Source organism: Flavivirga algicola, from assembly GCF_012910715.1.
GTDB lineage: Bacteria > Bacteroidota > Bacteroidia > Flavobacteriales > Flavobacteriaceae > Flavivirga > Flavivirga algicola.
On the sequence record NZ_JABBHF010000006.1, the window covers coordinates 332,956 to 359,363 of the forward strand.

Here is a 26,408-nt window from a genome sequence, read left to right on the forward strand (position 1 = left end):
AAAATTTCTGTTATAAAAACTCTTTATTATTAAGACCCATAAAAAAGAAAAACGGGTAGCATTAAAATGATGAATATACTTTCAAAAAAAGAAGAAAAGCTATTTGTAATAACTAGATTGTAAGTAGCGGGACAAAAAACACATATTAAACAACACAAAATCAATACATTGTATAAAATTCATATATAAAAGACTATTCATCAATAGTATTTTAATTTGATCATTGACTTGTATAAACTCCTATTAAATGGGTTCTTACCTGTACTGGTTTTAATGTATCTATAGCTGTTTCTATTTTCATTACTTTTGAAGACACTAAAGGCATATGACAATGTATACAATTGTTATTGGAAGTCTTTTGAACTTCTTCAGGTACACGGCATACCACATGTGCTTCTTTTTTATTATGACAGCTTTGGCACTTTTTATTGAATGACATGTGATTATCTCTCTGGTTTTCGTGTGGATTGTGACATGTTGTACAGTCCATAACATCACTTTTCTTAAAACATTCACTTGCAGAAAGTAGCCCATACTGATTACCATGAACATCCAATTTATCCAGATCTTCCTCAGTATAGTCGGGAGTAGAAAACTGGTTTAAAGTATCTCCAACAACAAAAGAAAAAGGGCTTTTGTTACCTCGCATTCTCAATCCTGAATGACACAAAGCACAGGCGTCTAAATTTTGTTGTCTTGTTAAACTGCTATGTTTCACTATGTGCATAGCAACAGTATCCTTAGGATTCTTTCTATGGAAATTCACATGATTAAGTGCTGGGCCATGGCAGCGTTCACAATCTATACCATAGACCATTTGGGTTTTCTTGTAGCTATTACGCTTATAAAACCTTTTAGTACTTTTGGCATAGGTTAAATGACACTCAAGACATCTTTCAAAGATAGGTCTATCGGAAGCCAATTTGTCGGATGGATAGCCAGGGCTGTTCACCCAGCTATTATTTGGAGTAAAGTAAGAGACCTGTAATTGATATAAAGAACTATCTCGCCATTTTAAATAAGACTGTCCTTTGGTTCCAGACCCTATAACAACGTCAAAACGAGAAGAACTAACGGGTGTATTATTCGGTTTTAAAAAGATATCTTGATATAAAGCTCCCTTCTTAATGTTCATCCTAAACCCTATAGAATCATTTAAATCAAAAACATTTTCAGGAGCTTTAAAACTCCCTTTAACAGTTTTTATATTAGCGCTTGCAGATGACTTAAAATGGGCTGTTTCTATATGGGTTTTGTATATATCTAAATGACATGCTGCGCAAGCTTTAGACCCAACAAATCCATTTCCTTTACTATGCATCGCTATAGGTTCAATAGGGGAATAAGTATCTGTAAAGGATGGTTTAAGGAGGAATTTGAATACTAAAAAACACATAACCAGTAACAATATAAAAATCCATACTTGTACTTGTTTTTTCATATAACAGGTTTAATTTATTTTTATGAATTGGGGATAATCGTTATTTTTTACAGCGATAATATATACATTACCACTAATTTTAATTGAGGCAAGATCTTTTACATCGCCTCTAATGGATAAACCACATTTATTATTAGGAACCGGTAGAAAATTACCATGACCGTCTCCTTTTAAATAACTACCGATGCTAGAATCATTTCTTGGGGTTTCTATTTCTGAAGTATATAGATTACCAGCAACTAAAATATCTTTAACCCCGTTACGATCTATATCTTCTGAAATTATTCTATTTACTGACGAAAACTGAGCTTCATTAGGCAATGGGGTTAATTTAAATTTGCCTGTTCCTAAATTTTCAATATAGCTACTTGCAAACGTTTGTGCTTTATAGTGTATTTCTGCATTACCCAGTTTTTCTTTTCCATATACTTCTGTAACATCGGCTATCGCGAACGAATTATAGTTTTCAAACTTTTTGCTCAATGATGGTATTTGTTGCGAAGAACATGACTTACCACGTACTGGAAACAACTTGCCAAAATTATAATAGCTTAAAACGATATCTTTTCTTTTGTTGTCATCAAAATCATCGGCAAACACTTCAAAAGGCTCTTCAACTGTGGCTTTGTATTTATAATTTAGTCCAAGGTTACCCACTACATAATCCATATCCCCATCATTATCAAAATCATCTTGGGCAATACTGGACCACCAACCATTCGTATTTTCTAAACCTACCGTTTCTGTTACATTCTTAAACTTACCATTTATATTACTGTAAAATAAAACAGATGTCCACTCGCCTACTATTATTAAATCCAAGGTGCCATTTGTATCAAAATCGGTCCAAATTGCATCTGTAATCATTCCTAGCGTTTCAAAGTCAGGTGCTAAACGGTCCGTCACGTCTATAAAAACACCATTATTGTTATTTAAAATATAACTTTTCGTAGGCCATGGATATTGACCAGCAATTAATCGACCACCCACGAATAAATCTAAATCTCCGTCACCGTCATAATCTCCTGCCTTTACCCTAGAACCACTGGTTACAATGTCTGGTAAATTGTTTTCTCCTTTAGTAAATTTACCATTGCCATTATTAATATATAAACGGTCTTGAAAACGTGATAGATCTTCATTTTTTTCATTACCACCACTAACAACGTATAAATCCTGGTCTCCATCGGCATCGGCATCAAAAAACAAGGCCCCCATATCTTCTTTATCCTTATCAACTTCCCATATGTTATTATTTGTTTTATCAAATTTACCCTTGGTATTTTGAATATAAAGGGCGCCTGCTTGTTGAGATGCTCCCCCTATGTAAAAATCTTCTAAACCATCTCCATTTACATCAGCTACAGCAACTCCCGAACCCAACATAGAAGTTTTATGAGGAAGAAGCGGTTCTAAATAATAATCATTATAATAATTTTCGGTATGTTTAAAATCTACATCTAACGAATCTAAATCTATAGTTTTAAAAATTGTTATCTTTTCAAAATGTGCTTTATCTTTTTTAATTGCTGATGAAAAATCTATGATTAAATTTTGATTTGCTTTGACATTTTTTATTTCAGAAACACTTCCATTAGGCCAAACAACCTCAACCTTATCTATGCTTTCAGTCTTTCCTAATCCAAAATGTAAACGAGGCGTTACAGAAGATTGAAACCCTCTGGATAAAGTAAGTTCATTGTATTGTTCTAGTGTATCAGATGAAATATAAACTTTTGCTCCAAGGCCATTTTTATTTTTTTCAGGACCTTTTAAAGTTACTTGTAAGTAGTTATGATTATCCAGATTATTGTTTCTATAAATCGAAGCCCTTTGGTCAATATTGTTTATAATAAAATCCAGATCACCATCATTATCTAAATCTGCATAAACAGCACCATTGGAAAAGGTTTTCTCTTCCCAACCCCACTCCGTGACCATATTTTTAAATGTATAGTCTTTAACATTTTTATAAACATAGTTTGATACTTTTTCGGATGGGATTTTTTGTATTTCTTCTGCTGATAATTTTACGCCTCCAAAATGATTTCTGGACTTTAGCTTGTTAAAATAATCCCTGTTATTAATATCCCTACGGGTTCCATTAGAAATGGTTAAATCTTTCCAGCCATCATTATCTAAATCTGCAAAAAGAATAGACCAACTCCAATCTGTGGTCGCTATACCTGCCAATCTTGAAATTTCGCTAAAAACAGGGTTACCATGCACATCTACACCTCTATTAAGCTGAAGGCAATTTTGCATATACTGATAATTCAGTCCTGCTTTTACCATTTTTGTAAATCCTATAGGGTTCATACTTGCCATATTTTCTTTTGACCTTCTATTATCTTCAGGAGTCATATCTACCTGAGCAATATCGAGAAGTTTGTCATTGTTAAAATCGGCTATATCTGCTCCCATACCATATTGTGCCGTGTGATTTACGGTACTTCCTGCTGTTTCCGTGAAGGTTCCATTCTTATTATTTATGTATAAGTAATCTGCAGAATCAAAATCATTGGAAACATAAATATCTTTCCAGCCATCGTTATTAAAATCGGCAACTGTTGCACTTAAAGACAAACCAAAATTCAAGATACCAGATTCGATGGTGACATCGGTAAAGGAACCATTTCCATTATTTCGGAATAAAATATCTGATTCTTCTATTTTTGGGTGATTGGCTTTCCGCTTATATAATGCTACTGGGCTCTTGAAAGGCGTTGGTGGATAGTTTGCTAAATATAGATCTAAATCACCATCATTATCATAATCAAAAAAGGTACTTTGAGTGGTATGCCCATTATGATCTATACCAAATGCTTCAGATTTTTCTGTAAATGTAGCATCACCATTGTTAATATATAGGAGATTTTTTCTATTGTTTTCTTTTCCCGATACACTTACATAAATGTCTAAATAGCCATCATTATTTATATCTACCATGGTTGTTCCTGTAACCCATCTATCATCTCCTGCTACATTAGCCTTATCGGTAATATCTTCAAACTTAAACCCGCCTTTGTTTAGGTAAAGCGTATTGGATTTCATATTGGCTGTAAAAAACAAATCTACCAAGCCATCATTATTGATATCGCCTGCCGATACGCCTCCTCCCATGTACATATAGGGATAATTAAAATAATTTAGACTATCGGTTTCAACAATATCATTTGAAAATAGGATACCTGTTTCATTTGATGAAAGGAGACTAAACTGTTTTTTATCTTGTTTTTTACAAGACAAGAATAGAAATAAAAAAAAGAAACTGATATAAATAATTTTCATTTTATAAATTTAGGAAAAAAGAGGCCTTGAACATTATTCAAAGCCTCAAATTAAACTAACTCAATATGAATTTCTAGCAATAATTAATAATCGTTTTGTACAAGATTAGGGTTTGCACTTATTTGAGAACTTGGAATTGGATATATCTCCCTTCCAGGAGGCACATCGATACCATAATTATCTTTGATAAATTTAGTAGCTTCTCCAGATCGTCTAATAATGCCCCATGTAGAGAATTCTCCAGCCAATTCAAGTCTGTATTCTTGTAAGAGTGCATCCATGGTAATCGTTTTTGCAGGAGCACTACCTCCCCAAGCTCTATTTCTTACTCTATCAAAAGCGGCTTGGGCTTTAGCTGTTTGACCGTCTTTTAAAGCCGCTTCTGCCAAACTTAGCAATGCACCTCCATAACGCATCCAAATATGACCTTGTCCTCCAAAAAGAACCGATCTTCCCCAACCATCAATATTAGGGTCTCTCCATGACTTAATAGCCCAGTATCCCGATCTCGTTTCTGGAGATCCGCCTGTCCATGGTTCTGCAACCGTTCCTGCTGTATTAATATCTACACCATCGTAATCTATGATATCAATCAACGGATCTGGGTGTTCTTCTCCAGGTCCTATAACCGTTGCTGCTCTTCTGGTATCTCCAGGCTCAAAAGCATCGTATAATTCTTTTGTTGGAATACCTGTAAATCCACCACCTCCAGTAATATCAGTAGGCATGGCAAATAATTGAAGAATATTTACTTCATCATTTCTAGACCAGGCCAAATCACCATTCGCCGCCCATTGAATTTCGAATATAGATTCCTTACCATTAGGATTAGCCACTGCATGAATATCAAGGAAGTTTTCTTCTAAATCAAGTACAGGACTATCCTCTAGGGCTTCATAAGCAGTCACTGCTTCTCCATACTGTTTTAACCACATATGCGCATTTCCTAAAACAGTATAAGCTGTTGCTTTAGAGACTCTTCCTTTTTCGGTATCGTACGTCCAAGGCAATCTAGCCACCGCATCGGTTGCGTCAATTACAATTTGTTGGAAAACGGCATCTTGGGTATCTCTAGCTTTAAAAGGATCGTCGGTAGAACTAAGCATCAATGGCACACCACCGTAAACTTCAGCCAAGTATTGGTAAGAAATGCATCTTAGTACCAATACCTCACCAATTAAACGACTTCCTAAATCTGCACTAATAGTCCCATTCTCTACAGCAATTAATAAATTTTCGAGTGCAATATTTGCCCTCCCTATTTGTCTATAATGATTTGGCCAAATCTTAGTAGAAACATCACTAGATGATGGATCAGGGTTCCAATTCAAGTATGAGCTCGTTGCTGGGTTTTCATTATTCAAAAAATCCAAGGTTGTACTATTAGCCCATCTATGAATACCTTTAACGTTGTATTCGTTAGGTACTCCAGGATCTCCTTGAGAATCATTTTGGAATGCATCATAAACACCAGTAACAGCAGCTAATGCCGTAGCATCTGAACCAAAAACAACCTCACTTGTTAAATCTTGGTTATTGGTATCAATCAAAAAATTCTCGGAGCAGCTCACCAATGTGACAAGAACGATGGTACCTAAAACCCCGATTCCTTTTAGTATATTTATTTTTATTTTCATAACAAATTATTTAAAATTTTAAATTAAGTCCCAAAGTGAATGTTTTAGATACTGGGTAAGCACCTGCATCAATACCTCTTGTGGTTACACTACTATTTCCATTAACATCAGCATTTTGACCAATTTCAGGATCGGATCCAGTGTAATCGGTTATTGTAAAGACATTTTGAGCACTCATGTAGATTCTTAAATTACTTAATCCAAGTTTCTCGCTTGTAACTGAAGGTAAACTATAACCCACGCTCAGGTTTCTTAATCTGAAATACGAACCATCTTCAACAAAATAACTTGATGCTCTGTTATTTTGAATATTTCCGTCATCTATAAGTGCTCTTGAATATGTATTGGTAGAGCCTTCGCCATTCCAACGATTGTTAAAATAGTCAACACTTACGTTAGAGAAAGAAGCAGAATTCCCATAGCCAGAAGGGCTTTCTAATTCTCTCTTCACCAGATTCATGATTTCATTTCCAAATGATCCATAAAAGTTAAACCCTATATCAAAATTTTTGTAGTTAAATGTTAGGTTTAAACTGCCATAGAAATCGGGAACTGGACTACCAATAGTCGTTCTATCTTCACCATTAATTTCACCATCACCGTTAAGGTCTTTAAACTTACGATCTCCTGGCGATGTATTAACGTTTTGTGTAGGTGACGCATCAATTTCTGCTTGATTTTGAAAAATCCCATCAGCGACAAAGCCATAAAAAGATCCTACTTCACCTCCTTCTTGAGATCTTGTAATGTCAAACCAGAACCCATCTTCGTTAAAACTCTGTAAAAATTCGTTACTAAACACTACTTCTTTAGAGAGGTTATCAATCTCTGTAATTTCATTATCTATAAAAGTAAGATTGGCATTAATATCAAATGTGAAATCGCCTCTGTCTTTTCTATATCCTAGTAAAAACTCGAAACCTTTATTAACCACGGTACCTCCATTTTGTGGCTGAATAGAAAACCCTGTTTGCGCTGGTACAGTTTGTTGGAATAAGAAATTTCCTGATTCTCTATTAAAGTAATCTGCTGTAAAATAGAGGCGTCCATCTAGCAACTCTCCTTCAAAACCAATATTAGTTTGTGTTTGTGTTTCCCAACCTAAGTCGGAATTAGCTAATACTAGAGGCGCTAAACCTAAAGAACTACTAGTGGTGCCATCAAAACTATAGTTGGTATCATTTGTCCCAGCTTGTCCCGTATAAAAGAAAAGGTAGCCAAAAGGATCTATACCATCAAAGTTTCCTGTTTCTCCCCAACTAGCTCTGAATTTTAATACATTAAATACGCTATCATCCATAAAATCCTCTTCGTCAATATTCCATCCTACAGCAAAAGAAGGGAAAACACTCCACAAATTATTTCGACTAAATACGTCACCTACACCATCTCTTCTTATGGTTCCTGTTAAATAGTACTTACTATCATAGCTATAGTTTAATCTAGCAAAAGTACTTGCCAGGGTTCTTCTATCAGACGAACCAAAAGCATTTTGAATATCATTTGCAGCACTAATGCTTCTTATTTTATTATCTAAAAATCCAACTCCTTTTGCTCCAGTGAATTTTCTAAACCTTCTTTGTGCCGAAACACCAGCTAATACATCTATTTTATGCTTCTCTGCAAAAATTTTGTTGTACTTCAAAATATATTCTGCCAACCACTCATTGCTTGTAGATTGATTAGTGTCGTAAATAGCATCATTTCTAAGGTCTACATTACCACTACTGCGGTAATATTGTGGTTGGAAAAATTCACTCGCGAAATTGTCAACTCTTGTTCCTATTTTTAATTGTGTGGACAACCCTCCATATATATCCCATTCTGCATCGATATTAGCCAAAATAGTATTACTTACATTATCTGGATCATTCTCTAAGGCTCTAGCTACCCAATTTCTACCATCACGAAAAGCTTCTCCTGTTACATCTGGAAATGCTCCAAAATTACCATTGGCATCTATAGGTAAATCTGTGGGGTTGCTCCCTCCATTAAGATTAGCTTCTCCAACCGGCGCCAAATGCGGTATGGTAGAATACAAATTTAATAATGCACCACGACCAGTCCCTAATGGTTGAAAACTTTGAGACGTTATATATTTTACATTCGTTTTTACACGAATTTTATCCGTAACGTCAAAATTAGCATTTAACCCCAGATCATATCTTTTATATTCAGAACCAAGGAGCGTACCTTCTTCATCAAAGATACCTGCTGTAAAAGCCAATCTGGATTTTTCACCACCACCTCTTATACTTAACGTAGTACTTTTTGTGATTGCTGAATCAAATATTTCATCTTGCCAATCTATATTTCTTAGTGAACTTGGGTTACTCCAGCCTGCATAGGGTACAGCAACACCAGCTACATCACTATCTGAACTACTACTAAGTTCTGTAGCTAAACTGGCAAATTGATTTACATCTAACACATCGACACGCTTAGGCTGGGTACGGAATCCTAAAAAGGAATTTAATTCTACTTGTACTTTTCCTTTAGTTCCTTGCTTTGTTTGGATAATAACCACCCCATTACTTGCACGTACACCGTAAAGCGCTGTGGCAGAGGCATCTTTTAATACCGATAAAGATTGAATCGTATTGGGGTTTATAAAAGAAATGTCACGTGTTGGAAACCCGTCAACAATATAGAGAGGTGTCGTACTACCAAAAGAACCAACTCCACGAATATTAACAGAAACTGAAGCTCCTGGCGCACCCGAGTTGGATGTAACTTGCACCCCCGCAGTTTTTCCTTGTAATGCTTGATCTACTGTTGTTGCTGGAAATGTATTTAATTCTTCAGCCCCAATAACAGACACTGCTCCTGTTAAATCCTTTTTACTACTTGTACCATAGGCCACCACAACAACTTCGCTTAAAGACTGTGTATCTTCAACAAGATTAATGTCTACTACAGATCTGCCATTAACAGGGACTTCTTGAGAAATAAAGCCTACATAGCTCACCACCAATATATCATCAGCGGCTACATTAGAGATTGTATATTTACCATCAAAGTCTGTTTGACTACCATTTGTGCTACCTTTTACAATAACGTTTGCCCCAGGTAAAGGAGCTCCATTAATATCCTTTACAGTTCCTGAAACTGATTTTTGAATATTTGTTTTTTCAAAAACGTTTTCAGTTTTCACCTTCTCTATATTCAAAATAACATTTGTATTGTTTGAATATGCATTCGTTTGAATCGATAAAAATGAAATTATCAATAAAAGTAAACTTACTTTCATATTTAAGTTAATTTTGAGTGAATTGAGCCACAATAGCCCAAAACTTTTACAGTTTTTCATATCTTTGAAATGTTTTAATAATTAGCTAATCATTTAGTTGATTATTCTATATCGAGGAGTATTACCGTACTTCTCGATTTTTTTGTTTTTGGTTTGCTTGTAATTTTATTTCATTTGAGCATATTTTAGGTTTTAAGTTTATTAGTTTATGTTTAGTTCTTCTATTTCAACTTTTGTTTTACTTGATTCCATGCATATTGTGTATCTAAATCAATGACTTCTAAAAAACATATCCCTTTGGTTTTTAATATTTTGAGACGATAAAACATAGATTCATTTATTTGTGATTCGTCCAACCAATTTTTAAAATGAACCGCTTCTTCGCTAGTTAAATTATATTCTAGTTTCTTTACTATCAGTTTTACTATGTCCATTAGATGACGTTACAAAAGCTATTTACAATTAAGACCCTAAAAAATATAAAAAGGGTAGCACCAAAATGAAAAAACAATAATAATAAGCCTAAAAAAATACGATAAAACCATTTTTTATACTAAAAATATGTGTTTTGTAATCTAAACCGCAAAATTTTAAATGATTTTTTCAAATGAAACTTTATCGTATTTATGGATATCCCCAATGTATCGGCTGCACTTTGATATTTAGCACCTTCCAATACGCATAATTCAAAAACCCTTTTACTTTGTTCTGGTAATATTCCCAATGCTTCTTTTATTTTAGCTTTATTTTCAATATCAATTAAAAGTTCTTCGTGAGAAGGTGATAATGTTGCCAAATTATAATCTTTAATTTTTTCTGTTTTTTTTGTTCGTTGTATCCTTTTCAAACTTGTATTACGAATTGCCACGCTTATATAGCTTTTTAAGTCTAAAATTTCTGTATTTCTACTTCTATTCAAAACTTTTACAAAAACATCTTGGACCATATCCTCTGCTTCAGACATATCTTCCATATAGCTAAAGGAAAGCAAGCACCATTCCCTATAATGTTTTATAAACATAGCCTCTATTTGAGATTGCATTCCTATTTTTAAAATGTTGTTTAACATAATTAATACTGTTCGCTTAGTACAAAGACCGTAAGATGACTTACTACTTCGACTATAAATTAATTTTCTGTTTTTTTTACCAAGCACACCCAATCTTGTTGGCTAGAAGTACCTTTTATAGATACTGGAGCTCCTAATTCTGATATGTGTCCACCTTGAATTCTTCCTTTTGAGCCTTTTTGTAATGCGCCCCCTTTTAAGGGATTATACCATGTAATATCAAACACGCCTTCTACATTTTTAAGATTGATAGTAGGTTTTTCTAATTCAGGTAAATAAATGGCATATACTTCTCCTTTTTTGCGCAGACAATATGCCCTTGGGGTATTAATTAATGAATGTTCTGGCATCATCTCCCAAAAGGGTAAGTGGTTTCGAAAAAATGTTGTAGCGTGATTTGTTAGCTCCCAAAGCCTGTCTCTTTCTCTCCAGTCTTCAGAATTAAGATCATTATGCGGATGCTTGGCACCAAAATACCATTCTACCCCTGCGGCTCCAGATAATAAGGTTCCCCAAAGTGCGTATCTCCTTAAGGTGTCATGATTAGGATCTTCACTATCTGGTAAAGCCGCTGTATGCCATAACCCTATTTCATCCATAGTGATTAACCAATCATGTCCTGTCTTTTTTGCTTTTTCTCGCCATGTTTTAACTACTTCTGGAGCCAATTCTCTCTTATCTTGCTGAAGCGATAAACCATCCAAATGTTTAAACCCTAAAATAGAGTCTAAAATTTTGCTCCTTAACGGATCATGGGAATGTGTGTGTAAAAGCACAGGATGATTATAAGGATCATTTTCTTTCAAAAACTTAGACATATCTTTTCTCTGACGATCATTTTGCCCTACGGGTGACCATGAAGCTGGACCATTTTCTTCACCCAAATTCCAATTAAGTGCTAAATGATGACCAAAACGTGCTATCAACTCTCTAAAATACAATTGTCGCATAGCACCTGTATTACCATGATCGAGCATGGTTTCATTTTCTGTTTCTTGTACAACTAAATGGAGTAAAATCCCTTTAGCTTGCATATGCTGAAAAAGAATTTCCCACTGTTCCAATTTACTGATATCGAAACGAGAAAAATCATCTGGATTCACATAAGGCCACACGTCCTTACCATCTCCTAAAATGTTCATCGTTAAAAAGTATGACGAATTTACACCTTTCGATGCCAGATAATTAATAGCGCCTATAAGAGATTTCCCTTTGCCATTTTTCCAACTTGGATCTCCAAGCTTCCAGTCTTTTAGGTGTGCCGTATACTGGTGTATTTCATTATTGGTACTTGCCTCTCCTTCTCGGTTAGAAGCCTGCATTCTATACGTATCATCAAAATCCACATAGCCAAGTAAGTTTTCCGGACTATTGGTTCCTCCTTTTATCCAGAACTTTTCTGTACCTTGAAATTTATAATAACCCTCAGATGCAACTAACCTACCGTTAGCCCTAAAGTCAGGAGCTTCTTTATCTGAACCTTTCACTATAAACTCCCCAGTTTTATTTGATATTTCTACTGGCGTTCCTTTTGTAAAATCCTTTTCTAAAGCTATGCTATCTTGATGATGTAATACTGCTGTATAGCTCCATGTTCCCAAATGGTCTGGAGTGAATCTCACTTTCCAAATATTACCTTTATTTGCTCCAGTTTCTGAGGCATTCCCATCGGCTGCATAAAAACCTCTAACTGCATACTTGGTCTTTTCATGTTTAAAATCAACACTTAAGCGATAATTTAAAAAAGGATTATCGGCATCTAGCTCTGAAGTTTCTGGCCCTTTAAAAGATAATGTTATAGTATGCCATTGCTTATAAACCAAAGGAGGACTTGTTTTTGCATTAAATATGATGGATGGACTAATTTGTTGGTCTCTTTGAAATACAGTTAGACCGAAAAGCATTAAAAAACTGCTTGTATGTAAAAAAAGATGTTTCATTTTTTAGTTACTTCCTGAGATAATTTTGATGAGATCCTTATTTTCTTTACCATCATAGTATAACAATCCAAAATTGTCACTCTTATAATTCCAATTTGCATACCCAATTCCTGTTTGTTCGAAAAGTTGAATCATATCTTGATACCATACATCAGTCTCTTTATCCGGTGCATTGGAAATAATGCCAAACTCCCCACAGTATAATGGCAATCCCAAATTTTTAGCCTTTTGGATAGGTTTCTGCCACATTTCGAACAAAATATCTTTGTTAAATTCCTTACCTACCCATTCGTCTACTTCTGTTTTGATATTCTCAGGAAGTATTTCAAATTCTTGCTGAGTTAAAATAATACCTGGATAATGCACTGGTCCATTATATGCTTTTAAGCTTGTCCATTTTGCTGCGTAATGAGTTAAGAGAAAAGGCTTATAAAAGTGAAAGCTCAAAAGGATATTTTTATCATTTTCTGGCACTTTCAACGCATCAAAAGTTTCAACAGACTGCCACATATTTGAACCAATTACAATAGTGCGTTCCTTTTCTAACTCGCGAATTGCATTAAAAGCTCTGGTTAGTAAACTATTCCAGGATTCATGATTATCTGCTACGGCCTCATTCATTAGTTCGTAGGCTACTAAACTATTTGGAAATTTTTTAAGTGATTTTGAAAGATCCCTCCATAGATCAAAAAATTTCTCTTGCTCTTCTGGATCTGTCCATAAGGGTTTTTCTGTGGCATTAAAATGATGCGATCTTAAAATATGCAAATCAATAATAATTCTAAGGTTACTTTCTGCACACCATTCAACAGCATTTTCCATTAGTTTAAATGCTGCGTCATATCGGTTTCCTTTTTCGTCCCACATTTGTTCTTCATCAATTGGCAAACGAATATGGTCAAATCCCATACTGGCAATTTTTTTTACATCTGATTTTGTAAAGAATTGTTCTCGTTCTATGCCTCTACGGTCACTTTGAGACAACCAATGTGCTATATTAGTTCCTCTTTTAACTTCAAAGTTTTCAGAAGTAACCGATTTTTGTAAACACCCAACAAAAATGCCAAGTAAAATGAGTAGTCCTAATAAGACTACTTTATTACATACTATTTTAATTCTTAACCGCATTTGTTTACTTTAAAGGTTAAATATTGATAAATACCATGACCAACAAAAACATTAAAAACCCAATTAGCAGGATTTCGAATATTAGTTTTTTGTTTATTTTTTTCCAGTTCATATACTATTGATAATACTCAAACTTAACATTTCATTAAGAGTATTAGTGCTACATAAAATGCATCATATGAAAGAATTGTTGCGTTTAATTCAGCTTATCCCCATATGCAACATTTGTATTATTTCATGCAACATTTGTACGTTTAAGCTTTACGATTATAGTAAACATCAATGTTTACATTTTTTTTAATGAGAAAAATGAATGGTAGTTATTACTTTTATATAGCACCCAGGTTATAAGGTTTGAGAAAAAGGCAAATGGAAAGAAATTATCGAATATGTGTTGTTATTTTACCTTTATTTCTGTTGGTAAAATTCCAAAATGAGCTTTAAAACATTTAGAAAAATATGAAGGAGAAGCAAATCCGACACTATAACATGCTTCACTTATGCTCGAACTGCCTTTTTCAAGAATTTGTTTAGAGCGTTCCAACCTTATTCTTCTTACAAATTCATTGATGGTTTGTCCAGTTAACGCTTTAACCTTTCTATAAAGTTGGCTTCTACTTAAATTTAAATGCGCAGCTAATTCTTCTACGCCTAAACTTGAATCGCCAATGTTATCATTAATATAGTTAAGCAATTTTTGTATAAACTCTTTATCAATTGAAGTGGTATTGGCATTATCTTCTGCCCCACTAATGGCACTAAAGTATTTATCAAAAATAAGTTGCCTGCTTTTTATTAGCTGGGTTAAGCGAAGCTTTAAAAGTTTAAGGTCAAAAGGTTTTACCATGTAGGCATCTGCACCATTTTCTATACCTTCAATTCTATTTTCAATAGTTGCTTTTGCTGTAAGCATCAACAAAGGAATATGACTTGTAGAAGAGTCTGTTTTAATAATTTTGCAAAACTCAAAACCATCCATTTCAGGCATAATAACATCTGTAATTATAACATCTGGAAACGACTCTCTTGCTATTTTAATACCTTCTTTACCATTGTTTGCCAATAAAACTTTGTATTGATCACTCAGTTCTAACTTTAAATAATCTCTTAACTCTACATTATCTTCAACAACTAGTACGGTATCTGTTTTATGAAACTGAATATCTGTATCAGATTGTTCATCGATTTCAACAGTTGGCATCGTTAAAAAATCTTCCTTCTTGTCATGCCAAGCACTTTCACTTGAAATAATCTCTTTTTCAGAAAAATGCGTATTACCAGATGCTAACAGTATTTTAAAAGTGGTACCTTCTCCAACCTGACTTTTAACATCGATAACCCCCTTATGTAACTTTACAAAATTCTGAACGACTTCTAATCCTATTCCCGTTCCTCCAAAATAAGTTTTATTTTGTCCTTCCACTTGATAAAAACGCTCAAATATTTTTGATACTTGATCTTCATTTAACCCTGGACCTGTATCAGAAATTACTATTTCAATTGCATCTACGGGTTTAGAATTATCAATTAATGGTAATACATGCAATTGGTCTGTTGACAAAAGTTCAATGGTAATAGTGCCGCCATCTGGAGTGACTTTAATAGCATTTGATAGTAAATTAAAAATGATCTTTTCAAGCATTTTTGTATCTGCCCATACCATAATATCAGGCATATCTGCACTAACATTTAATAAAATATTTTTTCTAAAAGCTTCTTCTTGAAAATAGCTTACTATATTTTCTGAAAATTTTATTAGATTTATCTTTTCTGCCCTCACGTTCATTTTTCTTAACTCGAGCTTTCTTAAATCCATTAACTCGTTTATCAACCTATAAAGCCTATCTGTATTTTTATAAATTATAGCATGTTTATTCTTAACCTTTTGAGGTAAATCTAGCTCTGTATTGTTAAGTATATCCTTAAGCGGGTTTAGAATTAAAGTGAGCGGAGTTCTGAATTCATGGGAAATATTTGTGAAAAACTGAATTTTCTTCTTGTTCAGTTCATCTTTTTGAACTTGTTGCAAACGTTCGTTCCTAATTAATTCTTTTTCTTTAATTCTACTTTGGGTGAGTTGATTTAGTAGAAAAATTCCAAAAAGAAATAATAACAAATATGAGAAAATAGCCCAATTTGTTCGCCACCAAGGTGGTAAGACTTCTATTTTCAATTTTAAGGGATTTTCATTCCAAACCCCATCATTATTAGCTGCTTTTAACTTAAATATATAACTTCCTGCATCTAAATTCGTGTATGTTGCGCTTCTTTTTTGACCAACATAGTTCCAAGTCGTTTCGTAACCTTCTAAATAATATGCATAATTGTTTTTTTCTGGTCGGGTATAATTAATCCCTGAATATTCGATAGTAAAAACAGACTGTTTATGTGTTAAACAAATACTATCTGTTTCTGAAATCACTTTATTTAACGGAGATTTCTCTATTTTTGGAATCACTTTTTCGTTGAATAGCTTGAAATCGGTAAGATATAGAGACGGCGGACTGGTATTAATTTTTATTTGCTCTGGATTAAAGTAATCTACGCCTTTAAAATTCCCAAAATACAGCAAGCCATCGGTACCTTTTAATACAGAACCAAAATTAAAATCGTTGGACAACAAACCATCATTAGTTGTATAGTTTGTAAAATCAAAATCCTGCAAATCGATTTTAGTTAATCCAGAATTTCCACTTATCCACAAATCACCATTATCTGCTTCAATTATTGCCGACACATTCTCTTCGTTAAAGCCCGTAAATTTGTTATACCAAATGAATTCATCTTTTATTTTATCATATTTACAGATACCAGCACCTCGGGTACCAATCCAAATATTATCATTGGAATCTTCATAAATTGAAAGAATGTGATTAGCATCTGAAGAATTCTTATACAGCTCTGTCATTTTTTTACCTAATGCAGAAATCTCAAATGTCCCTTTATTATTTAATTTATCAACTCTAAACAGGCCATTTGTTGTTCCTATCCAAATCGCATCTTTCGAATCGACTAATACTTTTCTAATATTCCTTCTATTAAGACCGCTTTTTACAAAAGCATCTGAGTCGTATTTTTTAAATCTTTTAATTTTTGGATTATAAGAATGAAGCCCTTGACCAAAGGTGCCAATCCAAATGATTCCGCTAGAATCCTCCGAAAAACTAACAATAGTATTAGATTTTAAGCCTCCTAAAGTGTTTTCTATATTATAATTAACAAATTTATTTTCTCCTTTTTTCAAAAGAAAAATACCACTGTCCCAACTACCTGCCCAAATATTTCCCTGAGAATCAATAAATAACGTTTTAATATAATTTGAAGTCAATCCAGAATAGATTGATTTATCGTTACTACTTACATGTTTAATTAGTGATGTTTTTGGATTATAAATATCGATACCACCACCATCTGTTGCTATCCATATTATTTTAGAGCGGTCTTCTACCATTCCCATAACCGAACTTACCCTTAATGAATTATCATTGGTAGGCAGACTTTTAATATTCAAAAATTTATCATAGAGTTTATCACTAACGGCTACACCACTATTAAAATACCCCATCCAAATCCGATTGTTCTTATCTAAAAATAATGACCAAATTGAGTTATGTAGAATACTGTTTTCTTCTGTTTTACTTGAAACATAGTTTTTAATAACATCTCCATTACCTTTAATATGAAAAAGACCATCGTTTTCTGTTCCAACTATCAAAGTATTATCCGATAGTTCTATAATATCCATTATTTTTTTAGTCGAAAACTTTAGTTCTTTAACCTCAATAACATTACTGTTTATATCATCACTTAAAATACACTTTGAAAGACCTTTATTAATTTGGGAACCAACCCAAAGGTTATTTTTAGAATCTATAAATAGTTCTATATCGGTATCAATAGATTTTTTATCCTTTAAAAACAGTCTGGTATGAATGAGTTTATTGTTAGCTAAATCAATCTCTTTGAGCCCAAAATTTGTTCCTACAAATGTTTTGCCTTGTTTAGAATGCTGTATACTGTTAATATAAAGTTGCGAACCATTTTCTGAAGTTGAGTTTAAAACTTTTTCAATACTAAATGTACTTAGGTTTAACTTAAATAAGCCCAAACCATGCGTCCCGATTAATAAATTATTTGACGAGTCTTCTTCTAACGACAGAATAAATTCACGGTTAAGATTAGCTGCATCCAGAGTAATTCTCTTAAACCGATCTAATGCCCTATCATAAAGATTTAAACCATTTTCTGTACCTATCCAAAGTCTATTTTTTGTATCTAGATAAGAACATTCTATTCTACTACTGCTCAATGATGTGGTATCTTGCAACCTGTGTTTATAGACGGTATAATCTATGCCATCAAATTTATATAGTCCAGTACCACTGGTTCCAATCCATATGAAACCATAATGATCTTGAATAATATTTGAAATCCCAGTTTTTGCAATACCTTCTTTTATATTAACAAAATGAAATTCTTCTTGTGACTCCTGGGACCAAATAGATATTGGCAGTAGTAATATATAATAAACAAAAAAATAAAATATATTTTTCATGAAAGCATAACACTTTTGACTATGTTAAATTACAATTTTTAGATTTCATAACCATGTTATCTATTTTATTTCATTAAAACAAAACCCCAACAACTGTTTCGTCACGGGGTTTTGTTTTCAACTTATTCACATTAACAACAAACTTAAAAATAGTTTTCTTTGCAAAATTTACCATCCTTTATTTTCAAGGGCTTCTAAAACCACAACTTCATCCATCTCAGCATCCATAGTTCCTGCAACAGCAATACCTCCAATCAATTCATTTTTATACCATATGGGATATCCTCCTTTTAATGGTACGTAAGCATTAGATAAAGCCCCATCAAGCACTAACATGGGCGTTCTGCCCTCCATTATTACGCTTTCAATATCTTTTGATGGTCTCATAAACGCTACGCAAGTAGCTGCTTTCCCAATAGCTATTTTAGAGGCACCACTCATAGTGTTTTCTAAACTTTCTAATAGCATTGGATGACCACCTTTGTCTACAATAGCTATGGCGCCAGAAACCTTGTGTTTATCGGCAGACTTTACCGCTGCACTCATTAGTGATTTTGCATCACTATATGTCATTTTAAATACTGATTTTGGCATCTTTTATAGTCTATAAATTTCTTTGCGTACTAATTTCATAAGATCCATATGTTTTTCTTCATGCATCAAACGCCTATATTTATCGCGATCTAAATTTTCAACGATATTCCAAATAGCTTTGTTCATTTCAGCATGCTCTGTAAAAAAACCTACCATATCAAAAATTCGTGGCGATGCATCTGCCGTAAAGTATTTATCATAACCAAATTCTTTTGCATAAAAGAAAAACTCTACAGTATGCAAAAAGTTTCTGGAACCGCCTATCAGATCCCAATCGAATTGCCAATCATTATCATTGGTATGTAAATAATAATCAACATTAGACTGCTCGCACATAGCCAATACTTGTGCTGGATTTTCCTTGGCTAATAATGAATGCCCAAAATCTATAGTAACTCCAGTTGCAGTATTCTGAACTTCTTTTAAGAACACTATAGTTTTTGCACAGCTATCTAAATTACAGTTTACACGTGTTTCATTGATTTTATATTCTATAAACAAAGGCATTTCTGGTTTATAATCTGCTGCTTCTGCTACGGCGTCAATCATATATTTCCAAGCCTTTTGATAATCTACTTGAAAAAGATTATCGAACCCATCTGATAACGGACAACAGGTTACCAAAGGTGCTCCAACTGCAATGGCATAATCTTTGGCATCTTTAATTAGTTGCACAGCTTCTTGCCTAATCGTGTCTATGGGTCTGGATAAAGCTCCTGGCACCCATTTTGTTTCTTTTTTAATATTGGCGTTGACAGCTGCAAATTCCAGACCCATTTCCTGCATTAATGCCTTGGTTGCAGAGGCTTCTTCTGTTTCATAGGGAAATACAATTTCAACACCTGTCACCCCATTTATTTTTTTTACTATTTCTAGACGTTTTCTAAGTCCAGTAGGTTTTTGATATTCGGAAAATCGATCTTGGGTTTTGCTCAAAAAAGCAGTTATAATACTTTGTTTCATTTTATTTTTTTGAATTTTTATTTAATCATTTCTATTCTGTATCTGCTGGCGCTTCTTCTATAACAGTCTCTCGTACAATATTAGAATCTGTAAATTGATCCATTAAATCTGTAACTGTTGTAGAAAAGGAATACATAACAGCACCTTTTTCTCCCGCTTGAAACCAATGTTTTGTACCAGCTGGTAATTCCAGTTGGTCTCCTGGTTTCATAACAACTTCATTACGCATGGTATAACATGCTTCTTTACCTTCTACTATAAAGCCTTCCTTCATGTTATCTTTTCCTGGTATATAAAAATATAAGTCACCACTAATAGCTCTTATAACTTCTTCTTTGCCTGGATCATTTCCCACTGTAGGATGCCAATGTTCAGGTTCTGTCTGGTAAGGCAAGAGCACTAATATTTTACCTGCAATTCTATTGGTTTGAAACATCGTTAATATTTGAATTCCCTCTTTTTTAAGGTTACTTAAGCCAAAATCGGCAGCTGTTATCTTTTTTTTATCTTCAGGTGTTAACAATAATCCCGCTGCCTCAATCATCTCGATAGATTTTTCACAGACTTCTTTAAATTCTTCAAACTTTATCATGATCTATATTTTAATTATGTCAATTGTAATGGTTTCTGAGGCTTTACGATCAACCACATGGGTATGGCCAATAGGTTTAATCCTGCAGCTAAAAAGAAAAATGGCGTATTAGAACCTGTAAATGCAATCATATAAGGGAATGCTAAAGCTGTAAAAAAAGATCCTAGGTTACCAGCCATATTCATAGTACCGCTTACTGTTCCCGAATGTTCTTTCCCTATATCCAAACAAGCCGACCATGAAGGACTTAAAGTCATATCTGCTCCAAAAACAGCCAGGGATATAAAAATAACTGCACCAGTCACTTCTTTCATATAAATACTGGCAATAATACCTATAGCTGCCAATGAAAAACCAATAATAGCTGGTAATTTTCTAGATAGCCCTAATTTTCCTTTTCTATATATAATATCGACCAACCAGCCCGAGACCCAGTTTCCCAAAGCACCAAAAATTAACGGCGCTGATGAGTAAAAACCCGCCTCAACCATATCTAAGCCATACTTAGTTTTAAGATGGGGAAATAACCATGTTAAACAGAAAAAGAAAGTAAAATTACTGCTAAAGTACTGTCCCATCATGAGCCACATAGCTTTTGATTTGAATAATTTTTTAAATGATATGGCTTGTTTATCAGTATTTTTGGTCTGAATGTTCTCTTTGATTATTTTTAATTCATTTTCCCTAACCGAAACATGATCTTCAGGTAAATCACGATACCACCAATACCATATTACTGCCCATAAAACACCTATAACTCCGAGAATAACAAAACTCATTCTCCAACTGGTAAAATCTATCAACCAAGCTACAATTGGAAGCGCTATAGCTGCACCTATTCTACCTCCCGAAAAGTTTATACCATGTACCAAACCTCTTTCTTTAACAGGAATCCAATTAAAAACGGCGCGAGCCATACTCGGAAAGGCTCCCGCTTCTCCAACACCAAAAAGAAACCGGACTATAATTAAAGCCGCAAAATTATAAACGGCTCCTGTTAAAGCTGTAAAGATTGACCAAAGACTAACCACCGCAGTAAGTACTTTTCTTGCTCCGAATTTATCAGCCAAATACCCCGAAGGTGTTTGAAATAAAGCGTAACCCAAAGCAAATATTGAGAGTACCCATCCCATTTGTTTATCAGACAGACCAAGGTCATTAGCCACTGGATCTTTTGCTACTGAAATCAAAATACGATCAAATAGAACGATCATAGCCAAAATAAAAGTGCCTAACACCATGCGGTATCTCACTGGAAAAAAATGACTTTTTCTACGCATTTATTTTTTTTAAAATTAATTGTTTTGTTTTATCTAAATGCTCTTTAGCTAAAGATTCAGCAAGATCAGCATCTCTTTTTTCTATGGCTTCAATAATCGCTAGATGTTCTGGAAGCGTTTCATCGGGTAATCTTAACAAGCCTATTAAATCCATGCATACTAATAAGTTTCCTTGTTGAAAAAGCCTGTGCAAAAAACCATTTCCACTTCCCTTCATAATCATATTATGAAATTTTGCATCGGCTTGCTGGTAAGCATCAATGTCTACATCACCGTCTAAAAAAGGCGAGAACAAATCTTTAAGTTCGTTTATCTCTCCAGGTCTGGCGTGATTTGTAAATAACCTGACTGCCGTACCTTCCAATGCCATTCTACAATCGAATATTTCAACAATCTCTATATCTGAAAATTCTTTTACGATAACACCTTTTCTGGGAATCGCTACTATTAAACCTTCCCCTTCAAGCATTTGTAAAGCCGATCTTAAAGGGGTCCTGCTTATACCTAAATGTTCAGCAAGTCTATCCTGAACTATTTTTTGTCCAGGGGCTAACTCTCTAGACATAATCATGGCCCGAACTTTATTATATGCTTGAGCACTTAACTCATTATTGAAAATTTTATCCATGTACATCATATTTCGTATACAAAATTAAATTTTCGTATACGGTATACAATATTAGCAAAAATATTTCTATTAAAAAAATGGCCGATTATATAAAAACTATTATTCCATGTCTACTAGGTAAATTAAATAGACAAAAAAGTTAATATGGAACATTTTATTATAAGTAAATGAACATTTTAACCGCTTCGGTTATGCCTTAAAGGCATAATTTTATAAGTTGAATAGAAATGTTTTATAAAATCAAAATGTACCCCTATTCTATCTTAATGTGATAACTACTTAAAAAATGAAAGAAAAATATATTTATAAGCATTTAGGTATAGTCCTATTATTCATACTATTCAATTTTAAGATATCTGCACAAGCTGATATTTACATTGCTGTTAACGGTAATGACTCAAACAGCGGTGATATCAATCAACCACTAAAAACCTTAATTGCAGCAAGAGATAAAGCTAGGTCTACTGGAGCCAAAACTATTTGGATTAGAGAAGGCCGATACTATTACGACCAAACTATAAACTTGAATGCATCTGATAATGGTTTGAAAATAAGTGGATATCAAGATGAAAAAGTGATTTTTGATGGAGGAATAACCATTAACCCAAACAAGTTCTCTAAAGTTACTACCAATTTAGATGGTCGCATTAAAACAGAAGTAGTAAATAAAGTTTATTCCACAACTATTACAGATAGTGATCTCTCCAATTTGTTAAATCTAAGGTTTATGAACATTTCCATAGATGATGAAATGATAAGGCTTTCGAGATTTCCGAATGAAGGACTTGCTCTCATAGATAAAAACAATACTTTAGAATTAAGTGAAACTCCGGGTGCGACAGGAACAGCAAGTAATCCAAAAGGAGCTGGTTTTAAGTTAGACAATCACTTTTCTTTTAACAGCGATGCCTGGGAAGCTGAAATTATTCGTAATGGTAAAATTGATTTCTGGGGAAATATTTCTGCGGACTGGGTTAGAGAAAAGATTAATCCATTGGCAACAGTCAAATTTAACGGAGATCATATTAGAGGTATTCATGGTACCAGATATGGAATAGACAGTCATCATTCGCCTCCCCGTGTCCATTTTACTAATATTTTATACGAACTGGATATGCCTGGAGAGTGGTACTTTGATGATATTGATAATATCCTTTATATATACCCATACAAAAATATAACCCCTCAAAATACAATCAGTGTTTGGGGTGGCTCCATGTTAGTTACAATGAGCGGTGTAGAAGACATCACTATTGAACGCATGACCATACAACACCTAGCAAAAGGCTCTGGAGGTGATGGCGCTATTAATGTGAGAGATAATAGTAGTAACGTTCATATTAACGGCATCACATTTCGTTACATCGCAGATCCATTAACTGCTGTAAACATTTTTAACGGAACAAACAACTCGGTACAAAGTTGTGACTTTTTTGATGTTAGTGGAGGCGGGAGATTATATGGAGGTAGCTATAACAATAATTCGATAGATAAAGCGAATAACTCTTGGGAAAACTGTCATTTTACACAAATTTACTCAAAGGACTACTTAGGAAAAGTAGTTGGGATTACTGGTGCTGGAAATGTATTTAGAAACAATTTGGCTCATAATATTAACGGACAGCCTTTCACATATTCTGGTGTAGAACATCTCATCGAAAAAAACGAAGTTTTTAATGCACAAATAGAAGAAGGAGATGGTGGTTTCTTCTACACAGCCCATGAATTAGGTGGGTTTGGATCTATATTCAGACACAATTTCTTGCATCATAACATGCATATAAAAGGTGTTGTATTAAAAGGCGGTGTTCATTCAGATGGCGGTGATGCTGGAGAGATTATTACTGAAAATGTGTTTTATAGAATGGGAGCTGGAACGAAAAACTCCTGGGCAGGCGGTGGAAAAAACCAAAGAAACATCTACATTAGTTGTAACTTAGGCGCATGGGATACACCTAGAGACATTACAGATCCTCGTTTTTCTGACCAATATAATATTTATATGGATCGAATGGAAGATGACCCACTAAACCCAAATGCCACCCGAAATGTTTTTGGGGCTATGTTACAAAAAATTGGGATTCCAAATTGGCAAAACGGTATTACCAGAAACAATTGGAGAAGCCGAATAGACCCCTGGTGGGAAAATAGATACCCATCTATGACAGTCATGTTTGATGCGTATTTTTTACACAAAAGAATGGGAACTTATGGTTATGATTTTACTGATAATTTTTTCTATGAAACTGAAGATCGTGATATCGTAACCAATGCTGCTCCAAATGTTAGTAATAATCAGCAGATTGCAATGAACGCTTTTACTGATTTTTCCACACTTGATTTTAGCTATTCTGGATCACAACCAAACGATGCTCCTAATATTCCTTTTAATGATATCGGATTATATTTAGATACATACCGTTGTGCTGTTCCTGACAAAGCCGCCTATCGTAAAGATGTAAAAGATTACTTTGCAAACAGAAAAATAAGAGGCGAATCTTTTACTTCAGCTACTTTTAAAGATTATTTTTATAACACAGGTAAAGTTGTTTTAGCAACTGTCCCTTGTACGGGTGCCATCGTAGAGACAGGTGACGACAGCTACACGGTCAAGGCTACAGGCGAGACCTGTCTTGACAAGGGCAACGGCCAGATAAGGATCCAGGCAAAGGGTTCCGGGAGCTATGTTGCCAACCTTGATGGCGGTTCCGATATCAACTTTACCAGCGACTGGCTCATAGAGAACCTGGCCGCGGGCCCCTACGAGCTGTGCATCACCAATACGGCCAGCGGTTCCATCCAGTGCTACGGTCTGGAGATAGAGGCGGGTACCTCGGTAACGGGCAAGACGACCTCGGGCTCTGGCAAGGTGGCCGTGAACATCTCCGAGGGCACGGCGCCCTTCGATGTCTACGTGAACAGCGCAAAGGTCCTGCGGACATCCTCGCCCGCCTTCTCCGTTGATGCCTCCTATGGCGACGTGGTGGAGGTAAAAACAAGTGTGGCCTGCGAGGGCGTGCTCAGCAAGACCATGAACGGTATTGTTTCTGTGTCCCCCAACCCGACAGAGGGAGGGCTCTCCATAGCGCTGCCCGCACCACTCAAAAATGTTACGGTGTCCGTCTACAACGTTTATTCCCAGCTGGTCTCCTCGGGAAGCTATCCCGTGAGCGACGGCCGAGTGGGACTGGAGATAAACGGCGCGCCTGCTGGTATCTATTTTGCCTCCATAGAGATGGGGGACGGCAGACCAAAGGTTTTAAAAATAATCAAGAAATGATGAAAAAGACAACAAAAAGAAGAACAACCATGAAAAAGTATTTGTTTATTACGATGATCGGAATTTTAGTAACGGCCTGCGGCGGCGGCAGTGATGCCCCTGGGCCAGGCCCAGACCCAGGACCAGACCCGGGACCGACAGGCAACAATGCGCCAACGGTACCCGTGCTGTCGGCCCCCGAGAACAACCTGCTGTGCATAGACAACAACCTTGAGTTCAGCTGGTCGGCCTCGAGCGATGCGGAGGAGGATGCCATAAAGTATACCATTGAGGTGTCCCTGGATGCCGCCTTCACACAGATAACACACAGCGTCAACAACATAACCGCTACCAGCAGGACCATCCTTCTGGACAGGGACCAGGCCTATTACTGGCGGGTGAGGGCGAGCGACAGCAAGAATGCCTCGAGCGACTTTTCGTCGGCATTCCAGCTCTACACGGAAGGCTTTGGGGAGGAGAACCACCTGCCCTTCGCCCCTTCGCTGCAGAAGCCAGAAATGGACGGGACCGTACAGGGGACCTCGGCGTCACTGATGTGGGGTGCAACGGACGTGGACGGCGACAGCCTGACCTTCGATATCTATCTGGACACCGACCCGTCACCGACCACCAAGGTGGTGGCAGACCACCCGAGCAAGGATTATGTGGCCTCCTCACTGGCGGCCGCGACCACTTACTACTGGAAGGTCGTTGCAAAGGATGGCAAGGGGGGCATAACCATTGGACAGGTATGGAGCTTCACAACAAATTAGTATGAATC

At 35.2% G+C, this 26,408-nt stretch carries 16 protein-coding genes; 2 read left to right on the plus strand and 14 right to left on the minus strand.

Annotated features, from left to right (window positions below):
• Positions 1 to 220: 220 nt before the first annotated feature.
• The 14 genes from HHX25_RS12590 to HHX25_RS12655 all read right to left on the minus strand — a co-directional run bounded on the left by HHX25_RS12590 (position 221) and on the right by HHX25_RS12655 (position 22,368).
• The gene (locus HHX25_RS12590; RefSeq protein ID WP_169673939.1) at positions 221 to 1,441 is read right to left on the minus strand and encodes a multiheme c-type cytochrome; all 1,221 of its coding nucleotides are present in this window, start codon (positions 1,439 to 1,441) and stop codon (positions 221 to 223) included.
• Between the two features lie 9 nt (positions 1,442 to 1,450).
• A complete protein-coding gene (locus tag HHX25_RS12595) occupies positions 1,451 to 4,732 on the minus strand; it encodes a VCBS repeat-containing protein (protein ID WP_169673942.1) in 3,282 nt (1,093 codons plus the stop codon).
• Positions 4,733 to 4,815: 83 nt separating this feature from the next.
• A complete protein-coding gene (locus tag HHX25_RS12600) occupies positions 4,816 to 6,369 on the minus strand; it encodes a RagB/SusD family nutrient uptake outer membrane protein (protein ID WP_169673946.1) in 1,554 nt (517 codons plus the stop codon).
• 10 nt (positions 6,370 to 6,379) lie between these two features.
• Positions 6,380 to 9,619, minus strand: coding sequence for a SusC/RagA family TonB-linked outer membrane protein (locus HHX25_RS12605; protein ID WP_169673949.1), 3,240 nt, complete (start codon positions 9,617 to 9,619; stop codon positions 6,380 to 6,382).
• A gap of 221 nt (positions 9,620 to 9,840) precedes the next feature.
• Positions 9,841 to 10,053, minus strand: a complete 213-nt coding sequence (locus HHX25_RS12610) for a hypothetical protein (RefSeq protein ID WP_169673952.1) — start codon at positions 10,051 to 10,053, stop codon at positions 9,841 to 9,843.
• A gap of 119 nt (positions 10,054 to 10,172) precedes the next feature.
• Positions 10,173 to 10,688: an RNA polymerase sigma factor gene (locus HHX25_RS12615; protein ID WP_169673955.1), complete on the minus strand. Its 516-nt coding sequence runs from the start codon at positions 10,686 to 10,688 to the stop codon at positions 10,173 to 10,175.
• A gap of 59 nt (positions 10,689 to 10,747) precedes the next feature.
• Positions 10,748 to 12,628 (minus strand): DUF5060 domain-containing protein, encoded by a 1,881-nt coding sequence (locus HHX25_RS12620; RefSeq protein WP_205958038.1) that lies wholly within the window; start codon positions 12,626 to 12,628, stop codon positions 10,748 to 10,750.
• A gap of 3 nt (positions 12,629 to 12,631) precedes the next feature.
• Positions 12,632 to 13,756: a glycoside hydrolase family 5 protein gene (locus HHX25_RS12625; RefSeq protein ID WP_169673958.1), complete on the minus strand. Its 1,125-nt coding sequence runs from the start codon at positions 13,754 to 13,756 to the stop codon at positions 12,632 to 12,634.
• 397 nt (positions 13,757 to 14,153) lie between these two features.
• Positions 14,154 to 18,311 (minus strand): hybrid sensor histidine kinase/response regulator transcription factor, encoded by a 4,158-nt coding sequence (locus HHX25_RS12630; RefSeq protein ID WP_169673961.1) that lies wholly within the window; start codon positions 18,309 to 18,311, stop codon positions 14,154 to 14,156.
• Between the two features lie 168 nt (positions 18,312 to 18,479).
• Positions 18,480 to 18,905, minus strand: coding sequence for a GlcG/HbpS family heme-binding protein (locus HHX25_RS12635; protein ID WP_169673964.1), 426 nt, complete (start codon positions 18,903 to 18,905; stop codon positions 18,480 to 18,482).
• 3 nt (positions 18,906 to 18,908) lie between these two features.
• On the minus strand, positions 18,909 to 19,868 hold the full coding sequence (locus tag HHX25_RS12640) for a sugar phosphate isomerase/epimerase family protein (protein ID WP_169673967.1): 960 nt from the start codon (positions 19,866 to 19,868) through the stop codon (positions 18,909 to 18,911).
• 31 nt (positions 19,869 to 19,899) lie between these two features.
• Positions 19,900 to 20,460 carry a D-lyxose/D-mannose family sugar isomerase gene (locus HHX25_RS12645; RefSeq protein WP_169673971.1) on the minus strand — a complete coding sequence of 187 codons (561 nt, stop codon included), beginning with the start codon at positions 20,458 to 20,460 and terminating at the stop codon, positions 19,900 to 19,902.
• Positions 20,461 to 20,474: 14 nt separating this feature from the next.
• Positions 20,475 to 21,740: an MFS transporter gene (locus tag HHX25_RS12650; protein WP_169673974.1), complete on the minus strand. Its 1,266-nt coding sequence runs from the start codon at positions 21,738 to 21,740 to the stop codon at positions 20,475 to 20,477.
• Positions 21,733 to 22,368: a GntR family transcriptional regulator gene (locus tag HHX25_RS12655; RefSeq protein WP_169673977.1), complete on the minus strand. Its 636-nt coding sequence runs from the start codon at positions 22,366 to 22,368 to the stop codon at positions 21,733 to 21,735. The genes HHX25_RS12650 and HHX25_RS12655 overlap by 8 nt, the downstream gene beginning before the upstream one ends.
• A 286-nt stretch (positions 22,369 to 22,654) precedes the next feature.
• Here HHX25_RS12655 and HHX25_RS12660 point away from each other — a divergent pair, with 286 nt between their 5' ends.
• Both HHX25_RS12660 and HHX25_RS12665 read left to right on the plus strand, forming a co-directional pair.
• Positions 22,655 to 25,648 (plus strand): T9SS type A sorting domain-containing protein, encoded by a 2,994-nt coding sequence (locus HHX25_RS12660; RefSeq protein ID WP_169673980.1) that lies wholly within the window; start codon positions 22,655 to 22,657, stop codon positions 25,646 to 25,648.
• The gene (locus tag HHX25_RS12665; protein ID WP_169673983.1) at positions 25,645 to 26,400 is read left to right on the plus strand and encodes a fibronectin type III domain-containing protein; all 756 of its coding nucleotides are present in this window, start codon (positions 25,645 to 25,647) and stop codon (positions 26,398 to 26,400) included. Before HHX25_RS12660 ends, HHX25_RS12665 begins: the two co-directional genes overlap by 4 nt.
• Positions 26,401 to 26,408: the final 8 nt, after the last annotated feature.